Below are 16,274 nucleotides of genomic sequence, written 5' to 3' on the forward strand. Positions count from 1 at the left end.
CGTTCGCCCGCAGCACTTCAAGCTGCTGCAGCCGCGTGCTCGTCCCTTTGTCGCTGAACCTCCCGGCGCTTCGTCGCGATGGAGGCGCAGATGACGCCTACGGCGACCACGCCGATCAGGATGGTGCAGATGGCGTTGATTTCCGGCGTCACGCCAAGCTTGACCTGACTGTAGATCAGCATCGGCAGCGTCTTGGCGCCCGCGCCCGAAGCAAAGGTCGCAATCACCAGATCGTCGAGCGACAATGTCAGAGCCAACACCCATCCTGAAAAGACGGCTGGCGCGATGATCGGCAGCGTCACCTCGAAGAAGGTGCGCACGGGCGGCGCGCCGAGATCCATCGCCGCTTCCTCGATCGAGCGATCGAAGGTTAAGAGGCGGGACTGCACGACGACGGCGACGAAGCACATGGTCAGCGTCGTATGCGCCATGACGATCGTCCAGAAGCCGCGGTCGACACCCGACGTCACGAAGAGCAGCAGCAGCGACAGACCGGTAATGACATCAGGCATGACCAGCGGCGCATAGATCATCCCTGAGAACAGGATGCGGCCGCGGAAACGCGTATAACGAACGAGCGTGATGGCCGCGAAGGTGCCAAGTACGGTGGCGATCGTCGCCGAGAGCAGCGCGATGCGCACCGTCAGCCAGGCGGCGCTCAGCATCGTGTCATTGCTGAAAAGGTGCACGTACCACTGCGTCGAGAAGCCGCCCCAAACGGTGACGAGGCGCGAGCTGTTGAAGGAATAGATGACCAGCAGCAGGATCGGCAGGTAGAGGAAGGCTAGACCGAGGGTGACCGAGACGATGTTGAAGCGGGACCAGCGGATCATAAGTTATCTCCCCTTCTCATCGGCCTTGGCCTGGAAATGCTGGAAGAAGACGATGGGCACCACCAGCACCAGCAGAAGGATGGTCGCCACCGCCGATGCCAGCGGCCAGTCGGTGTTGCTGTAGAACTCCGTCCAGAGCACCTTGCCGATCATCAGGGTTTGCGAGCCGCCGAGCAGGTCGGGGATGACGAATTCGCCGACGGCGGGGATGAAGACCAGCATGCAGCCGGCGACGATGCCGGGGATGGAGAGTGGAAAGGTGACGCGCCAAAAGGCGCCGATCGGCGTGCAGCCGAGATCCTGCGCTGCCTCTATCAGCGTGCCGTCCATCTTTTCCAGCGCGGAATAAAGCGGCAGCACCATAAAGGGCAGATAGGAATAGACCATGCCGATATAGACGGCGGTGTTGGTGTTCAGGATGACAAGCGGCTGGTGGATGACGCCGAGCCCCATCAGCAGCTGGTTCAGGAGGCCCGTCGTGCTCAGGATCGACATCCAGGAATAGACGCGGATCAGAAAGCTCGTCCAGAAGGGCAGGATGACCAGCATCAGCAAAGTCGGCCGGATCGTGCGCGGCGCCTGTGCCATGCCGTAGGCGATCGGATAGGCGATGATCAGCGTCAATAGCGTCGAGATACCGGCGATCTGCAGGCTCTCGATATAGGCGTTCATGTAGAGCGGGTCGCCGGCAAGCCATGTGTAATTGTCGAAGGACATGGTCTGCAGCTTTTCCCACCAGTCGCCGAAGCTGTCGCTCCAGGCGAAGGACGGGTCGTAGGGCGGCACCGACAAGGCCTTCGTCGACAGCGAAATGCGGAAGACGATGAGGAAGGGCGCAAGAAAGAAGATCAGCAACCAGGCATAGGGAACAATGATCACGAGGCGCTGATAGATTAGGGAGCCGAGCGCTTTCATGATCAATCCTTCAGCAAGACGCCGGCATTTTCGTCGAAGGAAACCCAGACGTTTTGGTCATAGGCGAAGGGCTCTTCCACGGCGCGAACCGCGTTCAGCGACGATGCCTTGACCACCTGCCCGCTCTTCAGCTTGACGTGGAAAACGGTCATGTCGCCGAGATAGGCAATGTCCCAGATCTCGCCTTCGGCGGCATTGAGGGATGCATTGGCCGGCGGGCGCGGCGAAACCCGAAGCTTTTCCGGGCGGACTGCGAGACTGGCACGGCTTCCTGCCGATGGCATATCGCCGGAAGCGGTACGCACCGTAAAGCCCGAATCGACCGCTATCTCGACGATGCCCGCTTGTGCCGAGGTGACATTGCCGTCGAGAATGTTCACATCGCCGATGAAGTCGGCAACGAAGCGGCAGTTGGGCGCCTCGTAGATCTCGGCCGGCGTTGCCACCTGCACCACCTTGCCGTGGCTCATGACCGCGATGCGGTCAGCCATGGTCATCGCCTCCTCCTGGTCGTGGGTGACGACGACGAAGGTGAGCCCCAGGCTCTGCTGCAGATCCATGAGTTCGAACTGCGTCTCTTCGCGCAGCTTCTTGTCGAGCGCGCCGAGGGGTTCGTCGAGCAGCAGCACCTTCGGGCGCTTCGCAAGCGAGCGAGCCAAGGCCACGCGCTGGCGCTGGCCGCCGGATAGCTGGTTGGGCTTGCGCTTGGCGAACTGTTCGAGCTTCACGAGCTTCAGCATCTGCGCGACGCGATCGTCGATCTCGGCTTTCGGCATGCCATCCTGGCGGAGGCCGAAGGCGATATTCTTCTCCACCGACATATGCGGAAACAGCGCATAGGACTGAAACATCATGTTGACTGGGCGGCGGTAGGGCGGCGTGCCGGCAAGGTCCTGATCATCGAGCACGATTTCGCCAGTCGTCGGCTGCTCGAAGCCCGCCAGCATGCGCAAAAGCGTGGACTTGCCGCAGCCGGATGCGCCGAGAAGAGCGAAGAATTCGCGATTGTAGATATTCAGGGAGAGATTATCGACGGCGGTGAAATCACCGAATTTCTTCGTCACGTTCTTGAAGGAAATGTAAGGCTTGGCCGAAGGGTCGGTCCAAGGAGCAAAGGAACGCCGGATATTACCGAGTGACTTCATTATCTATCCCCAAACGGATGCTCTTGTGGGCGCGCATCGCGCCGGCTCTTCCCCATCCCAGCGCGCGTGATTCCTACCTTATCCTCATAAGGAAAGGCCCGGACGTTGCCGTCCGGGCCGCTTCGATTTATTGGCCTGTCGTGACCTTTGTCCACAAGCGCGTCGCCACGCGCTGGGTTTTCGCGTCCCATGGGGTCAGCGTGTACAGTTTCTCGCGGACGGCGTCAGTCGGATAGACGGCCGGATCTTCCAATACGTCCTTGCTCACGAACTGCTGCGACGCCTTGTTGCCGTTGGCATAGGAAGTGAAGTTGCTCGCCTTGGCGATGACCTCAGGCTTCATGATGTAGTTAAGGAAGATATGCGCCTCCTCGACATGCGGCGCATCGGCGGGGATCGCCATGACGTCGAACCACATCTGTGCACCCTTGGTCGGGATCGAATAGGCGATATTGACGCCATTCTTGGCTTCGGCGGCGCGGTTGCGGGCCTGCAGCACGTCGCCGGAATAGCCGAAGGCGATGCAGATATCACCGTTGGCAAGCGCGTTGATATATTCCGAGGAATGGAACTTGCGCACGAAGGGGCGGATCGCGGTCAGCAGCTCTTCGGCCTTCTTGAAGTCCTCCTGCTTGGTCGAGTTCGGATCGAGACCGAGATAGCGCAAGGCTGCCGGAATAACGTCGGTCGGCGAATCCAGCACGTAGATGCCGCAATCCTTGAATTTGGCGGCGAGCTTCGGATCGAAGATCACGTTGATATCAGGCGCCTCGTCAGTGCCGAGGATCTGCTTCACCTTGTCGACGTTGTAGCCGACACCGCTCGTGCCCCACATGTAGTCGATGGCATACTGATTGCCGGGATCGTAGGTGGCGATGCGCTGCTGCACCGTATCCCACATGTTGGAGATGTTCGGCAGCTTGGACTTGTCGAGCTTCTGGAAGACGCCGGCCTTGATCTGACGCTGCAGGAAGTAGGCCGTCGGCACGACGATGTCATAGCCGGTCTTGCCAGCCAGCAGCTTGGTTTCCAGCGTCTCGTTCTGGTCGAAGGTGTCGTAGACGACCTTGATGCCGGTTTCCTTGGTGAAATCCTCCAGGATCGAATTATCGATGTAATCCGACCAGTTATAGATATTGACGACCTTATCTTCTGCCTGAGCGACCGTTGCCAGCGAAACGGCCGCAAAAGCCGTTGCTGCAAGCCTTGCGAACATGGACTTCATAGTCTCTCCTGTTTTGTTCAAGGGCATCCAGGCGATACCCAACCCTCTGTTTTTCCCGTTAGACTAGAAAGGAAATCGGAAGGCGACAAGGGAAAAAGCAAGCAGGCATAAGCTTTAGCCGTTTTCCCCGAAAACGATCGGCCGCCCCGTAAAATTGCCCGCCAACAGACAATGCCCTTCGCACGCAATTGTGAATGCAGGGACTGCTTCGCGCGTGAATGCGGAAGCCGGCTTTGCTAACATCGCGGTGTTCTCGTCCGCGAACATTCTCAAGCCTGTTTCGCCATTCTGCCCAGCGGGCAAACTCAAACCCATCATCGGGGACCTATCATGCAGTATCAAAAATTCGGCAATACCGGTCTCAGCGTCTCGCGCCTTTGCCTGGGTACGATGACCTTCGGCCTGCAGATCGAGCAGGAAGACATTGCACATGCCATTCTCGACAAGGCCGCGGATGCCGGCGTCAATTTCATCGACACGGCAGACGTCTATCCGCTCGGAGGCGGCGAGCAGCTTGCCGGCCGCACCGAAGAGATTGTCGGCCGCTGGCTGAAGGGCAAGCGCGACCGTTTCATCGTCGCGACCAAAGCTGTCGGAAAGGTCGGCCCGTCTCCCTGGGATCAGGGCGCGTCGCGCAAGCATCTTCTCGATGCCATCGACGCATCGCTGCGGCGGCTCGGCACGGATTATGTCGATCTTTACCAGCTGCATTCGGACGATCGCGAAACACCGCTCGACGAGACGCTGGAGGCGCTCGACATCATTGTGCGCTCGGGCAAGGCTCGCTATGTCGGCGTGTCCAACTTCCTCGCCTACCGGCTGGCACTGGCGCTCGGTCGCGCCGATTTTTTGCGGACAGCCCGCTTCGTTTCGGTGCAGCCACGCTACAATCTGCTGTTCCGCCAGATCGAGCGCGAACTGCTTCCCTTGGCCGAAGAGCAGCGCATCGCCGTCATCCCCTACAACCCGATCGCCGGCGGCCTTCTCACCGGCAAGCACAAGCATGATGTCGCACCGACCGAAGGCCGCTTCAGCTCGCAACTGCGCAGCGCCGGCAGCAATTATCTGCAGCGCTATTGGCATGAACGCGAATTTGCGACGATCGAGAAGCTCCGCGGCATCGCCGAAGAAGCCGGGCAATCGCTGACTAAGCTTGCTGTCGCCTGGGTCGCCGCCAATCCGGTCATCACCTCAGCCATCATCGGCGCCAGCCGTCCCGACCAGTTGACGGATACGCTGGCCGCCATCGATCTCCAGCTCGATCCGGAGCTGAAGGCGAAGCTTGACGAAGCCACGGTCGAATATCGGTGGGGCGACGCGGCCCGGTGAAGAAGCGCGAACCGGCGGCCAATTGCCGCCGGTTCTTTCACAGATAGGTTGGGCGCTTGCCGGCGAAGAGCTCGGCATGACTTTTCAGCAATTTGGTCATGCGGTCGACCACGGTCCGGATTTCCCGGCGATGACGGTCGGCATTGTTCATGACGATCCACTGCCGATGGCGCAGCTCCGGGATTTCCTCGCCGACCCGCTCCAGCCGCGGCTCCTGATCTCCGACGAAGCAGGGCAGAACGGCAATGCCGGAACCGGCAAGCACCAGATCGTGCAGCGAACGCGGGCGACTGACCGTAAAGGCGATTTCCTCGCGCTTGTTCTGGTGCGGCCAGCGCAGATAGGCCGAGATCGCCTCCTCCTCCGCGACTGCGATCCAGCGCTGCGGGCCGGAAAGGCGTATGTTGCGGGCCTGATAGGCGGCATAGGCGACATCGCCAGTCTTGATGGCGGCGAGATTGGTTTCCTCCGGCTCGAAGGCGCGGATACCGATATCGCTTTCGCGATGGGCGAGGCTGGCGCGACGTTCGCCGAGATGAAGGTCGATGCGGAACCCGTCACGCTCAGAGCAGATTGTCGGCATGTTCTGGCTGAGCAGCCAGCCGACCCAGGTGCCGGCAGCGATGCGGACGATGGATGCACCCTGGGCATCGCGCTGCCAGCTATCAACCTTGCGGGCGGCGGCTTCCATCTCCAGCAGTTGATCGAACAGCGCCTGGCCGTTGCCGGTCAGCGCATAACCCGCCTGGCTGCGCTCGAACAGCGGGCGTCCGATCTGCCCCTCCAGCTCCAGCATGCGCCGGCCGATCGTCGCCGGGCTCAAGCCGCTGGAAGCAACGGCGCCAGTCAAGCCGCCACCACGGGCGACATCCAGAAAAAGCTGATAGGAATCCCAGGTGGTGTTTTTCATAATTGAAAAACATAAGGCAAATACGGCTATTTATAAAGAAAATTCCGATGTGTAATTGAAGGGATGCCTCACAGCAAGGAGATATCCCATGATGGAGAGCATCGCTCTGGCGAAAGCCATAGAAATACGGAACCTGGCGCGTGAAGAACAATGGCGCCGCAACGAGGATCTGTTCTACCTCGACAATGCCGGGGATCCCTCACCCTTTTTTGAATGGCTTGGACGGAGGTTTGCCGCTGTACGCAGCCGCTACCAGGCAATGAAGAAGGCGGACCGGCCGGAAATGGGCCGATCCGCCTGCGATAGCAACACCAGCTGCGGTCAGGCCGCCTGCTCGCGCATGTAGTTCGCGCTATAGCCGGTCTCGATCTTGAACTGCAGGATAAGGTGCAGCAGGGCATCAGCCTCGGTAGCGAGCTCGCGGCTCGCCGCTGTGGTCTCTTCTACCATGCCGGCATTCTGCTGGGTCATCTGATCCATGTGATTGACCGAGGAGTTGACCTCCTGCAGCGCGCTTGCCTGATCGTGGCTGGCGCGGGCGATCATTTCCACATGGTGGCTGATCGTTACGATCTGACTGCTGATCTGCGCGAGCACCGAACCGGCCTCCTGCACGAACTGCGAACCGGAATTGACCTCCTCGGTCGACTTGTTGATGAGCCCCTTGATCTCCTTGGCGGCAGCGGCCGAGCGCTGTGCCAGCTCGCGCACCTCCATGGCGACGACGGCAAAGCCCTTGCCCGCATCGCCTGCGCGGGCGGCTTCGATACCGGCATTGAGCGCAAGAAGGTTGGTCTGGAAAGCGATCTCGTCGATGACGCCGATGATCTGCTCGATTCGGCGCGAGGCCTCCTCGATGCGCGACATGGCATCGATGGCGTTGCCGACGACGACAGAGCTGTCATCGGCGCTGCGCTTGGCTTCGCGCACGATCGCATCCGCATCCTTGGCGCGTTCGGCAGACGAACGGACCGTCGTGGTGATCTGGTCGACCGCAGCGGCGGTCTGCTCGAGCGAAGAGGCCTGCTGCTCGGTGCGCTTGGAGAGATCCTCCGCGGAAGCCGCCATTTGCGCGCCGTTGCTCTGGATCATCTCGACATTGCTGCGAACCTGGCTCAGCGTCTGCTGTAGGCGAGACAGCGAACTGTTGAAATCCTGACGGAGCTGCTCAAGACGACCGATGAATGGCGTGTCGATCGTCGCCGAGATATCACCCTGGGCCAGGCGTTCGAGACCGGCGGCAAGCTCGCTGACGGCATAGTCGATCTGACGGTCGAGCTCGCGCTTTTCGGCGTCGTTGCGCTGGCGTTCATGCTCTGCGGCGGCGCGCTCCTCGTCACTCTGCTCCTCGATGCGGATCTTCGAAATGGCATTTTCCTTGAAGATGCCAAGGGCTCTGGCCATATCGCCGATTTCGTCACGGCGCTGCTCACCGGAGATCGAGGTCTCCAGCATGCCGTCGGCGATGCGGCGCATGGCGGCGGTGATCTGGCCGATCGGACGCTGCAGGGTCAGGACGAGCGCGATGCCGCCGGCAACCGAGAGGATGATGCCGAGCGCGGTTGCCAGGATGGATATGGAATTTGCCTGGTTGCGCTCACTGCCGGCACTCTGTTTCTGCGTCTCGGCGAAAGCGGTCAGCTGGCCCCAGACCTGATCGAGCTGTTGGCGAGCGCTGGCATATTCGCCGATCCGCTGATGGATGGTATCGACCAGCTTGCCGCCGGCCTCATCCATGGATTTGATGGCCGGACGAATGGCCGAGTCGATATCGCTGGCGAAATCCATGCTCTTGGCGCTTTGGTTCAGCGTATCGATATCGCCGCCGAGCTTGGAGACTTCCTGGCGTAGGCGAACGAGATTGTCCTTATTCGTATTGGCGTTGAAATCCGCCAGAACGAGCTGCAGCGAATAGACCGAATCCTCGAGGCGACGCGTGTCCTGCAGGACCGAATTGGTCTGCGCGACGCGGGCATCGAGCGAGACGAAGGTCGTGGTCGCCTGGCGCATCATCTGCGTCGCGGTCAACTGCGTGTAAGTCGAGGTCTGACGGAAGCGCGAAAGCAGGCGGCTGATATTGGTGATCGTATCGTCAGTCGGCACGTCCGTGCTTTCGGTGAAGGCAGCAAGATCCTTGATCGTGCCCACGAGCGACTGGACAACGCTCTTCTGGTTCTGCGGCAAGGCAAGGTCGATGGAGCGCTGTGCCTTGTTCAAGTCCGGCAGCCGGTCCTTCAGGAGCTTGACCTTGTCGGCCGGTGTCGCGGCCTTGTTGAAGTCTTCGGCAACGGAAGCCAGCATATCGCCGCCCTTCAGCAGGCGGTCAGCGGAGCGGAGCGTGGACGTCGCGTCCGCCTGGTCCTGGCGCATCCGGTCTTCCAACTGCTGGCTGTTGAAATTGACGTTGAAGCGGGCGCTGATCAAGGCGCGCTGGGCGTCATCGATCGTCTTGCGCAGCGAGAGTTCCTGCTCGTGCAGCGACCACAGCCTGCCGACGAGATTGGACATGTCGGCGGTCTTTGCTGTCGCGTCAGTCAGATTGTCGCGGCCGTCGGCATCTGCGCCGAGCTGGCCGAGCGTCGCATTCAGCACGCCCTGCTGCGACTTGATGTCTTCATAGAGCTTGTCGCGCTGCTGTGTATTGGTGATGCGCAGGAAGTCATCCATGGAACCATAGAGGTTCTTGAACCCGGTCAGGGACTGCAGGACGCTGTTGGAGATCTCCATGCGGCCCTGAAGCAGGCCCGACGCATAAAGCCCGGTGAGGCCCACGGCTGAAATGCTGATGACGAACGGCAGGACGAATATCAGAACTTTCGTCTTGATGTTGAAACGCGACAATATCTTGTCAATGAACATTTTGGCCCAGACCTCTCACACACCGCTCCCCCGTCGACGCCGCCTCGGCGCTGACCGGATGTATAATCATCGTTCTTGAAATATCAGCAGGCGGGGTTCCCGAGTATAAATCGGGAAGCAATCATTGCTTCGGCTCCAGCTTGCAGTAGAGCGCCCCAAGAAATCGACTGGGATTGTCGCCGTGATTAATTAATTTTCAGATAAGGATGTAGTGTGACCCGCAGCATACAATCAAACGCTGAAAAGCGGAGGGCGAGGCCTATCTCCGTGCGCGAGCCGAGGCCGCCGTTCAACGACGGGCCAAGAGCAATGTGGCGGCTGAAATCAGAAGCCGCGTACGGTAAGGTAGGCGATGCAAGCGGCGGTAACGCCGGTCGCCAACATCAACAGTCTTGCTGCCAGAAGCTTGGCATTGTCACGGGTCTGAGCGATTGCAATGGCGCGAGCGCGACGATGTGTTCTGTTCATGAGTATATTCCCATTTTCGCACTGACACGATAACCGGCAAATGGTGCTTTCGGCAACTGCCAATGTATTCACTAATTAATGTAGGAAAGGAAAACGCGAGAAACAGAGGCGGGTTCCATTTTCTCAAGGCGCCGAGAGGGCCTTGAAACGGCAATTCAAGCTGCTTCGCCGGCTATATGCCCGGAGGCCCACGCCCATTGGAAATTGTAGCCGCCGAGCCAGCCGGTCACGTCGACGCATTCGCCGATGAAGAACAGGCCGGGAATGGTCTTTGCCTGCATCGTCCGCGAATCGAGGCAAGCGGTATCGATGCCGCCGAGCGTCACCTCAGCGGTGCGATAGCCTTCCGAACCCGAGGGTTTGACCTGCCAGGACTGAATAGAAGCCGCAAGCTGCTGCAGGCGTTTGTCCGATAGATCGGCCATATTGCCGGAGATGCCCTCGCTCTCGACAATATGCTGAGCCAGGCGTTTCGGCAGGATTTCCGCAAGCGCCGTCTGCGCCGATTGCCGGCCATTGACCTGCTTGGCTTTCTTCAACAGTGCGAGAATGTCGATATCTGGCTCGATCATGACGGTGATGTCCTCGCCTTCCCGCCAATAGGAGGAAATCTGCAGAATGGCGGGGCCGCTGAGGCCGCGATGGGTAAAGAGCAGGGCCTCGCGGAATGCCGTCTTGCCGTGTCGGATCTCGGCGGGGGCAGCAATGCCCGACAACGGCGCCAGACGCTGAAGCAATTGCGGATCGAGCGTCAGCGGCACAAGGCCTGGCCGCGTTTCGACGACAGGCAAGCCGAATTGCTCGGCAATGCGATAGGCAAAACCGGTGGCCCCCATTTTGGGAATGGACTTGCCGCCCGTGGCGACGACCAGCGAGGATGTTTCGAAGGCACCTTCGGGCGTGCTGACGCGATAGCCGCCCGCCTTCTGCTCGATGCCGCTGATTTCCGTTCGCAGTCGCAGTTGCGCACCGGCCGCGCGCATCTCGTCGGTCAGCATGCGGATGATGTCCTTGGCGCTATTATCGCAGAAAAGCTGGCCGAGCGTCTTCTCGTGCCAGGCGATGCCGTGGCGCTCCACCATGGCCAGAAAATCGGCAGGCGTGAAACGCGCCAGCGCCGATTTGGCAAAATGCGTATTGGCGGACAGGAAGTTCTTCGGGCCGGCGTTGATATTGGTGAAGTTGCAACGGCCGCCGCCGGAAATGCGGATCTTCTCGCCGGGTGCAGCGGCATGATCGAGCACGAGAACGGACCGACCGCGCAGGCCGGCGCGGATGGCGCACATCATGCCCGCAGCGCCTGCGCCAAGGACGATCACATCATATCTGCCGATCACGTTTCCGCCTCTTCACTCTTCGCCCCGCCCGGCTGTCATTTTTCCATCATACGGCGAAAGTTCGAGCGGTTTTCCCCCTCGCCAATTGGCGAACTGCAGTTATGATGCGCTCACCGATCAACCCAAATACGGTGTTTTATGCCCGCGAGAAAGACCCCGCTGAAAGCTTCCATACCAGTCTCGAAAGCACCAATAGTACCTCCCGGACTGAGATCGGCACGCGGCGTGGCAAACTGGAAGGAAGCGGCGCAATGGCTGCGGGCACGCGGGATCGAGGACATAGAATGCATAACGCCGGACCTTGCCGGCGTGCCACGCGGCAAGATGATGCCGACCTCGAAATTCACCTCCAACACGTCGCTGGCGCTGCCTTCGGCGATCTATCGCCACACGATCTCTGGCGAATATCCGGAAGAGACCGAAAGCTTCCGCTACGAGCCGCGCGACAACGACCTGAAGCTGGTCCCAGACCTGTCGACCCTGTCGGTCGTTCCCTGGGAAACCGACCCGACTGCGCAGGTGATCTGCGATATCGTCAATTCCGAGGGACAGGAAGTCTCCTATACGCCGCGCAACGTGCTGAAGCGCATCATGGGGCTCTATCGCGATCGCGGCTGGAAGCCGGTGGTGGCGCCGGAAATCGAATTCTATCTCGTCGCCAAGAATGACGATCCGGATTATCCGCTGCACCCGCCGAAGGGCCGTTCCGGCCGCTCGATTCTCGGCGGTCAGGGCTATTCGATCGCCGGCATCAACGAGTTCGACGAGCTGATCGATGACATCTATCACTTCTCGGAAAAGCAAGGTCTCGAGATCGACACGCTGATCCACGAGGAAGGGCCGGCCCAGCTGGAAATCAACCTGCGCCACGGCGATCCGATCGAGCTTGCCGACCAGGTGTTCATGTTCAAGCGCACGATCCGAGAGGCGGCGCTGAAGCACGGCATCTACGCGACCTTCATGGCCAAACCGATGCAGAGCCAGCCGGGATCAGCGATGCACATCCATCAGTCGGTGGTCAACATCGAGACGGGCAAGAACGTCTTCACCAATTCGGATGGCAGCCCCTCGCCCGAATTCTTCCATTTCATCGGCGGCATGCAGCGCTTCGTGCCGAACTCGCTCGCCATGCTGGCGCCCTATGTGAATTCCTATCGCCGGCTGGCGCCGAACATGTCCTGCCCGGTCAACAATGCCTGGGGCTACGACAACCGCACCACGGCCTTCCGCGTGCCGGTCTCCGATCCGCAGGCGCGGCGCGTCGAAAACCGGCTACCGAGTTCGGACGCCAACCCCTATCTGGCGCTTGCCGCCTCGCTCGCCTCCGGCCTGCTCGGCATCATGAAGCAGGTGGTGCCGACGGCGCCGACCGAGGATTCCGCCAATGAAGGCTCCATCGATCTGCCGCGCGGGCTCCTCGAAGCCATCGCGTTGATGGAGGACGAGCCGGCCTTCGAAGAGGTGTTCGGCAAGGACTTCATCGGTATCTACGCCGGCGTGAAGCGCGGCGAATTCGAAACCTTCATGCAGGTGATCAGCCCGTGGGAGCGGGAATTCCTTCTGCTCAACGTGTGAAGGAGGCGCCCATGACGCTGCAGGAAACATGGCAAAGCCCGATCGCGCCCGGCCTTTCCTTCTACCAAGCGACCGTCGGCCCGCGTACGAGCTATCCGAAGCTCGACGGCTCGCGCCGCGCAGATGTCGCGATTATCGGTGGCGGCTATACCGGCCTTCAGGCCGCCTACAATCTTGCCAAAGGTGGCGCGGAGGTCGTTCTGATCGACGCGAACCGCTTCGGCGACGGCGCCTCCGGCCGCAACGGCGGGCAGCTCGGCACCGGCCAGCGCTGGTGGCCGGAAGAGATGGAAGAGAAGATCGGCTATGAACGCTCCAAAGCTCTTTTCGATCTGGCCGAGGACGCCAAGCGGCATCTTCTCGATTTCTCCGCCGAGCATGGCATCGACATCGATTTCCTACCCGGCCAGATGAATGTCACGCACAAGCGCAGCTACAAGCGCGACTATATGGACAATGCGGAGATCGCAGCGACCCGCTACGGCTATCCGCACATGACCTTTATGGATCAGGCTGAAACCCAGGAGCGGCTGGGGTCGCAATTCTATCTTTATGGCGTCCGGGATATGGGCACGGGCCATATCCACCCGCTGAAGCTGCTTATCGGCCTTGCCCGCGTCGCGGCCGAAGCCGGTGCCGCCCTCTTTGAGATGACCAAGGCAAAGGGCTTTCGCCAAGCGGAGGGCAAGACCATTATCGAGACGGATGGCGGCGAGATCACCGCCGACCGCGTGCTGATCGCCTGCAACGGCTATATCGGCAATCTGGAGCCGGTGACGGCAAGTCACGTCATGCCGATCCGCTCCTTCATCGGCGCAACGCAACCGCTGGACCGCTTCCCACAGGTTCTTCCCGGCAATGAAGCCGTCGCCGATTCGCGATTCGTCGTGCGCTATTTCCGCAAATCCAAGGATGGACGCCTGCTGTTCGGCGGGCGCGAGGCCTATACGGCGGACAATCCACGCGACATAACGCAGCACATACGTCGGCAGATCACCGAAATCTATCCGGCCCTCGGCGATATCAACATCGATTACGCCTGGGGCGGTTCGGTCGGCATCACCATGCCGCGCCAGCCCTTCGTGCGCGAAGTCATGCCTGGAGTCACTTCCATCGGCGGCTATTCCGGCCATGGGGTGATGCTGTCAAATTATTGCGGTAAACTCTATGCGAAAACGGTTCTCGGGAATGCGGATGAACTTCATCTGTTTAAGGAGCTGAACATTCCGCCCTTCCCCGGCGGTGCGCGCATGCGGGCGCCTCTGCTGTTCCTGGCGCTCTCGTGGTTTGCGTTGCGCGACAGGTTTTGAAAACCGGAAGATGATTTCTTCCGCCGGCAATCCGCTCTAAAAAGCCGCATCTGAATTTTGCGATGCACACTGGCCTTTTTAAATCGATTAGATTAAAAGGGGCCTCAACCAAGACCGATTGAGAGATAGCTCATGAGCAGCCAAATCATTCCCGTTGAACCATTTGATTATGTCGTTTTCGGCGGCAGCGGCGACCTTGCCGAACGCAAGCTCCTGCCCGCTCTTTACCATCGTCAGGTCGAAGGTCAGTTTTCCGAGCCGACCCGCATCATCGGCGCTTCGCGCAGTGCGCTTTCCAATGAAGAATATCGCAAATTTGCCGACGCCGCCCTTAAGGAACATCTGAAGAAGGGCGAATATGACGACGCCGAGGTCAAGAAGTTCCTGGCTCGCCTGTTCTACGTGCCCGTCGACGCCCGCAGCGATGCCGGCTGGGATCAACTGAAGAAGCTTCTGGACGAAGGCAAGGAACGCGTGCGCGCCTTCTACCTCGCCGTCGCTCCGGGCATTTTCGGTGATATCTCGCAGAAGATCCATGATCACAAGCTGATCACCAAGCAGACCCGCATCGTCGTCGAAAAGCCGATCGGCCGCGACCTCGCCTCGGCCCTGCAGCTCAACGACACGATCGGCAAGGTCTTCAAGGAAGAGCAGATCTTCCGCATCGACCATTATCTCGGCAAGGAAACCGTGCAGAACCTGATGGCGCTGCGCTTTGCCAACGCGCTCTATGAGCCGCTGTGGAACGCCAACCATATCGACCACGTGCAGATCACCGTCGCTGAATCGGTCGGTCTCGAAGGCCGCGCCGGCTATTACGACACGGCCGGCGCGCTGCGCGACATGGTGCAGAACCACATCCTGCAGCTGCTTTGCTTGACCGCGATGGAAATTCCCTCCTCCATGGATTCGGAAGCCGTCCGCGACGAGAAGCTGAAGGTTCTGCGCGCACTGAAGCCGATCGACGCTTCCAATGTCGAACAGGCAACGGTTCGCGGCCAGTATCGCGCCGGCGCTTCGGCAGGCGGCCCGGTCAAGGGCTATCTCGACGAACTGGAAGGCGGCGTCTCCAACACCGAAACCTTCGTCGCCATCAAGGCCGAGATCGGCAACTGGCGCTGGGCTGGCGTTCCCTTCTACATCCGCACCGGCAAGCGTCTCGCCGGCCGCATGTCGGAAATCGTCATCACCTTCAAGCACATCCCGCACACCATCTTCGATCAGGCCGCCGGCCGCATCGTTGCCAACCAGCTGATCATTCGCCTGCAGCCGGATGAAGGCGTCAAGCAGTCGCTGATGATCAAGGATCCGGGTCCGGGCGGCATGCGCCTGCGCAATGTCTCGCTCGACATGAGCTTTGCGTCTGCCTTCAACGTTCGCAATCCGGACGCCTACGAGCGCCTGCTGATGGACGTCATCCGTTCCAATCAGACGCTGTTCATGCGCCGCGACGAAGTGGAAGCCGCATGGAAGTGGGTGGACCCGATCCTCAAGGGTTGGGAACACGCCGGCCAGCAGGTGCAGGGCTATACGGCCGGCACCTGGGGTCCGAGCCAGGCTATCGCGCTCATCGAGCGTGACGGCCGCACCTGGCACGACGATATCTAAACCGGGACGATAACGATGACAGCGAACATGCATGCTTTTGCCAATGGTGCCGAACTCGCCGGCAAGCTCGCGGACAAGGTGGCCGAGACCCTTTCGGCCGCGGTTACCGCCCGCGGCTCCGCAAGCATCGCGGTCTCCGGCGGCTCCACGCCGAAGGCCTTCTTCCAGGCGCTGTCATCGCGTTCGATCGACTGGGGCAAGGTGACGGTCACCCTCGTCGACGAACGGTTCGTGCCGGCGGATAATCCGCGCTCGAACCACCTGCTCGTTCAGGAAAACCTGCTGAAGGACAAGGCGGCTGCCGCCAACTTCCTTCCGCTCTACCAGGCTGCGGCTTCCGTCGAGGAGGCCGCCGCCATCGCCACGGAAAAGACTAAGGCCGTCGGCCATCCCTTCGATGTTGCCATCCTCGGCATGGGCAATGACGGCCACACTGCTTCCTTCTTTCCGGGCGGCAGCAATCTCGCAACCGCACTCGATCCGGACACTCCGCGCGGCATCATCACGATGGAAGCGGAAGGTGCCGGCGAGCCGCGGCTGACGTTCACTTTCTCCAGCCTTCAGGATGCCCGATTGCTGGTGCTCCATATCGAGGGAGAAGGAAAGAAAGAGGTTCTCGCCAAAGCCGAAGCAGCAGGCGAGGAAACCGAGATGCCGATCCGCGCCTTGCTGCGCCGGGCGGCTTCCCCGGTCGAGATTTATTGGGCTCCATGATACGGCCGACAGGCCTCGTCATCGAACCCTGAATGACACAGCAACC

Annotated in this window: 14 protein-coding genes; 6 read left to right on the forward strand and 8 right to left on the reverse strand. The window is 60.4% G+C overall.

Annotation, left to right across the window (positions count from 1 at the left end; translation table 11 throughout):
* Nucleotides 1–17 precede the first annotated feature (17 nt).
* From PH562_RS18340 to PH562_RS18355, 4 genes are all read right to left on the reverse strand, one after another.
* Entirely contained in the window at nt 18–833 is an 816-nt protein-coding gene (locus PH562_RS18340; protein WP_113232166.1) for an ABC transporter permease subunit, read from the reverse strand.
* A gap of 3 nt (nt 834–836) precedes the next feature.
* Nucleotides 837–1,748 carry an ABC transporter permease subunit gene (locus tag PH562_RS18345; RefSeq protein WP_285174493.1) on the reverse strand — a complete coding sequence of 304 codons (912 nt, stop codon included), beginning with the start codon at nt 1,746–1,748 and terminating at the stop codon, nt 837–839.
* A 2-nt stretch (nt 1,749–1,750) separates the two neighbouring features.
* The gene (locus PH562_RS18350; RefSeq protein ID WP_113232168.1) at nt 1,751–2,893 is read right to left on the reverse strand and encodes an ABC transporter ATP-binding protein; all 1,143 of its coding nucleotides are present in this window, start codon (nt 2,891–2,893) and stop codon (nt 1,751–1,753) included.
* Between the two features lie 127 nt (nt 2,894–3,020).
* Nucleotides 3,021–4,118, reverse strand: a complete 1,098-nt coding sequence (locus PH562_RS18355) for a polyamine ABC transporter substrate-binding protein (protein WP_440478981.1) — start codon at nt 4,116–4,118, stop codon at nt 3,021–3,023.
* A 330-nt stretch (nt 4,119–4,448) separates the two neighbouring features.
* Here PH562_RS18355 and PH562_RS18360 point away from each other — a divergent pair, with 330 nt between their 5' ends.
* Nucleotides 4,449–5,447 (forward strand): aldo/keto reductase, encoded by a 999-nt coding sequence (locus PH562_RS18360; RefSeq protein WP_285174495.1) that lies wholly within the window; start codon nt 4,449–4,451, stop codon nt 5,445–5,447.
* Between the two features lie 37 nt (nt 5,448–5,484).
* Here PH562_RS18360 and PH562_RS18365 read toward each other — a convergent pair whose 3' ends face one another.
* A complete protein-coding gene (locus PH562_RS18365; RefSeq protein ID WP_285174497.1) occupies nt 5,485–6,357 on the reverse strand; it encodes a LysR family transcriptional regulator in 873 nt (290 codons plus the stop codon).
* A 91-nt stretch (nt 6,358–6,448) separates the two neighbouring features.
* On the opposite strand from PH562_RS18365, the gene PH562_RS18370 reads away from it, so the two are divergent.
* Nucleotides 6,449–6,703 carry a hypothetical protein gene (locus PH562_RS18370; RefSeq protein ID WP_285174499.1) on the forward strand — a complete coding sequence of 85 codons (255 nt, stop codon included), beginning with the start codon at nt 6,449–6,451 and terminating at the stop codon, nt 6,701–6,703.
* On the opposite strand, the gene PH562_RS18375 is transcribed toward PH562_RS18370, so the two are convergent.
* The 3 genes from PH562_RS18375 to PH562_RS18385 form a co-directional block, all read right to left on the reverse strand.
* Nucleotides 6,679–9,216 carry a methyl-accepting chemotaxis protein gene (locus PH562_RS18375; protein ID WP_285174501.1) on the reverse strand — a complete coding sequence of 846 codons (2,538 nt, stop codon included), beginning with the start codon at nt 9,214–9,216 and terminating at the stop codon, nt 6,679–6,681. The two genes, PH562_RS18370 and PH562_RS18375, sit on opposite strands and share 25 nt — an antisense overlap.
* Nucleotides 9,217–9,540: 324 nt before the next feature.
* Complete coding sequence (locus PH562_RS18380; RefSeq protein ID WP_173002499.1) at nt 9,541–9,684, reverse strand: hypothetical protein; 144 nt, start codon at nt 9,682–9,684, stop codon at nt 9,541–9,543.
* Nucleotides 9,685–9,839: 155 nt separating this feature from the next.
* On the reverse strand, nt 9,840–11,021 hold the full coding sequence (locus PH562_RS18385) for a BaiN/RdsA family NAD(P)/FAD-dependent oxidoreductase (RefSeq protein WP_285174504.1): 1,182 nt from the start codon (nt 11,019–11,021) through the stop codon (nt 9,840–9,842).
* Between the two features lie 138 nt (nt 11,022–11,159).
* On the opposite strand from PH562_RS18385, the gene PH562_RS18390 reads away from it, so the two are divergent.
* From PH562_RS18390 to pgl, 4 genes are all read left to right on the forward strand, one after another.
* Nucleotides 11,160–12,596: a glutamine synthetase family protein gene (locus tag PH562_RS18390; protein WP_285174505.1), complete on the forward strand. Its 1,437-nt coding sequence runs from the start codon at nt 11,160–11,162 to the stop codon at nt 12,594–12,596.
* A gap of 11 nt (nt 12,597–12,607) precedes the next feature.
* On the forward strand, nt 12,608–13,906 hold the full coding sequence (locus tag PH562_RS18395; RefSeq protein WP_285174507.1) for an NAD(P)/FAD-dependent oxidoreductase: 1,299 nt from the start codon (nt 12,608–12,610) through the stop codon (nt 13,904–13,906).
* 132 nt (nt 13,907–14,038) lie between these two features.
* Nucleotides 14,039–15,514, forward strand: a complete 1,476-nt coding sequence (gene zwf, locus PH562_RS18400) for a glucose-6-phosphate dehydrogenase (RefSeq protein WP_285174509.1) — start codon at nt 14,039–14,041, stop codon at nt 15,512–15,514.
* 15 nt (nt 15,515–15,529) lie between these two features.
* Nucleotides 15,530–16,228 (forward strand): 6-phosphogluconolactonase, encoded by a 699-nt coding sequence (pgl, locus tag PH562_RS18405; RefSeq protein WP_285174511.1) that lies wholly within the window; start codon nt 15,530–15,532, stop codon nt 16,226–16,228.
* The last annotated feature ends 46 nt before the right edge of the window (nt 16,229–16,274 follow it).

It is taken from the genome of Rhizobium centroccidentale (assembly GCF_030182565.1).
Classification (GTDB): Bacteria; Pseudomonadota; Alphaproteobacteria; order Rhizobiales; family Rhizobiaceae; genus Rhizobium.

Bases quoted from the DNA above. Each gene is read 5' to 3' on its own strand.
- PH562_RS18375 (WP_285174501.1), bottom strand. From the start codon at position 9,216: ATGTTCATTGACAAGATATTGTCGCGTTTCAACATCAAGACGAAAGTT.
- PH562_RS18395 (WP_285174507.1), top strand. From the start codon at position 12,608: ATGACGCTGCAGGAAACATGGCAAAGCCCGATCGCGCCCGGCCTTTCC.
- PH562_RS18345 (WP_285174493.1), bottom strand. From the start codon at position 1,748: ATGAAAGCGCTCGGCTCCCTAATCTATCAGCGCCTCGTGATCATTGTT.
- pgl (WP_285174511.1), top strand. From the start codon at position 15,530: ATGACAGCGAACATGCATGCTTTTGCCAATGGTGCCGAACTCGCCGGC.
- PH562_RS18340 (WP_113232166.1), bottom strand. From the start codon at position 833: ATGATCCGCTGGTCCCGCTTCAACATCGTCTCGGTCACCCTCGGTCTA.
- PH562_RS18370 (WP_285174499.1), top strand. From the start codon at position 6,449: ATGGAGAGCATCGCTCTGGCGAAAGCCATAGAAATACGGAACCTGGCG.
- PH562_RS18380 (WP_173002499.1), bottom strand. From the start codon at position 9,684: ATGAACAGAACACATCGTCGCGCTCGCGCCATTGCAATCGCTCAGACC.
- PH562_RS18365 (WP_285174497.1), bottom strand. From the start codon at position 6,357: ATGAAAAACACCACCTGGGATTCCTATCAGCTTTTTCTGGATGTCGCC.
- PH562_RS18360 (WP_285174495.1), top strand. From the start codon at position 4,449: ATGCAGTATCAAAAATTCGGCAATACCGGTCTCAGCGTCTCGCGCCTT.
- PH562_RS18355 (WP_440478981.1), bottom strand. From the start codon at position 4,118: ATGAAGTCCATGTTCGCAAGGCTTGCAGCAACGGCTTTTGCGGCCGTT.
- zwf (WP_285174509.1), top strand. From the start codon at position 14,039: ATGAGCAGCCAAATCATTCCCGTTGAACCATTTGATTATGTCGTTTTC.
- PH562_RS18390 (WP_285174505.1), top strand. From the start codon at position 11,160: ATGCCCGCGAGAAAGACCCCGCTGAAAGCTTCCATACCAGTCTCGAAA.
- PH562_RS18350 (WP_113232168.1), bottom strand. From the start codon at position 2,893: ATGAAGTCACTCGGTAATATCCGGCGTTCCTTTGCTCCTTGGACCGAC.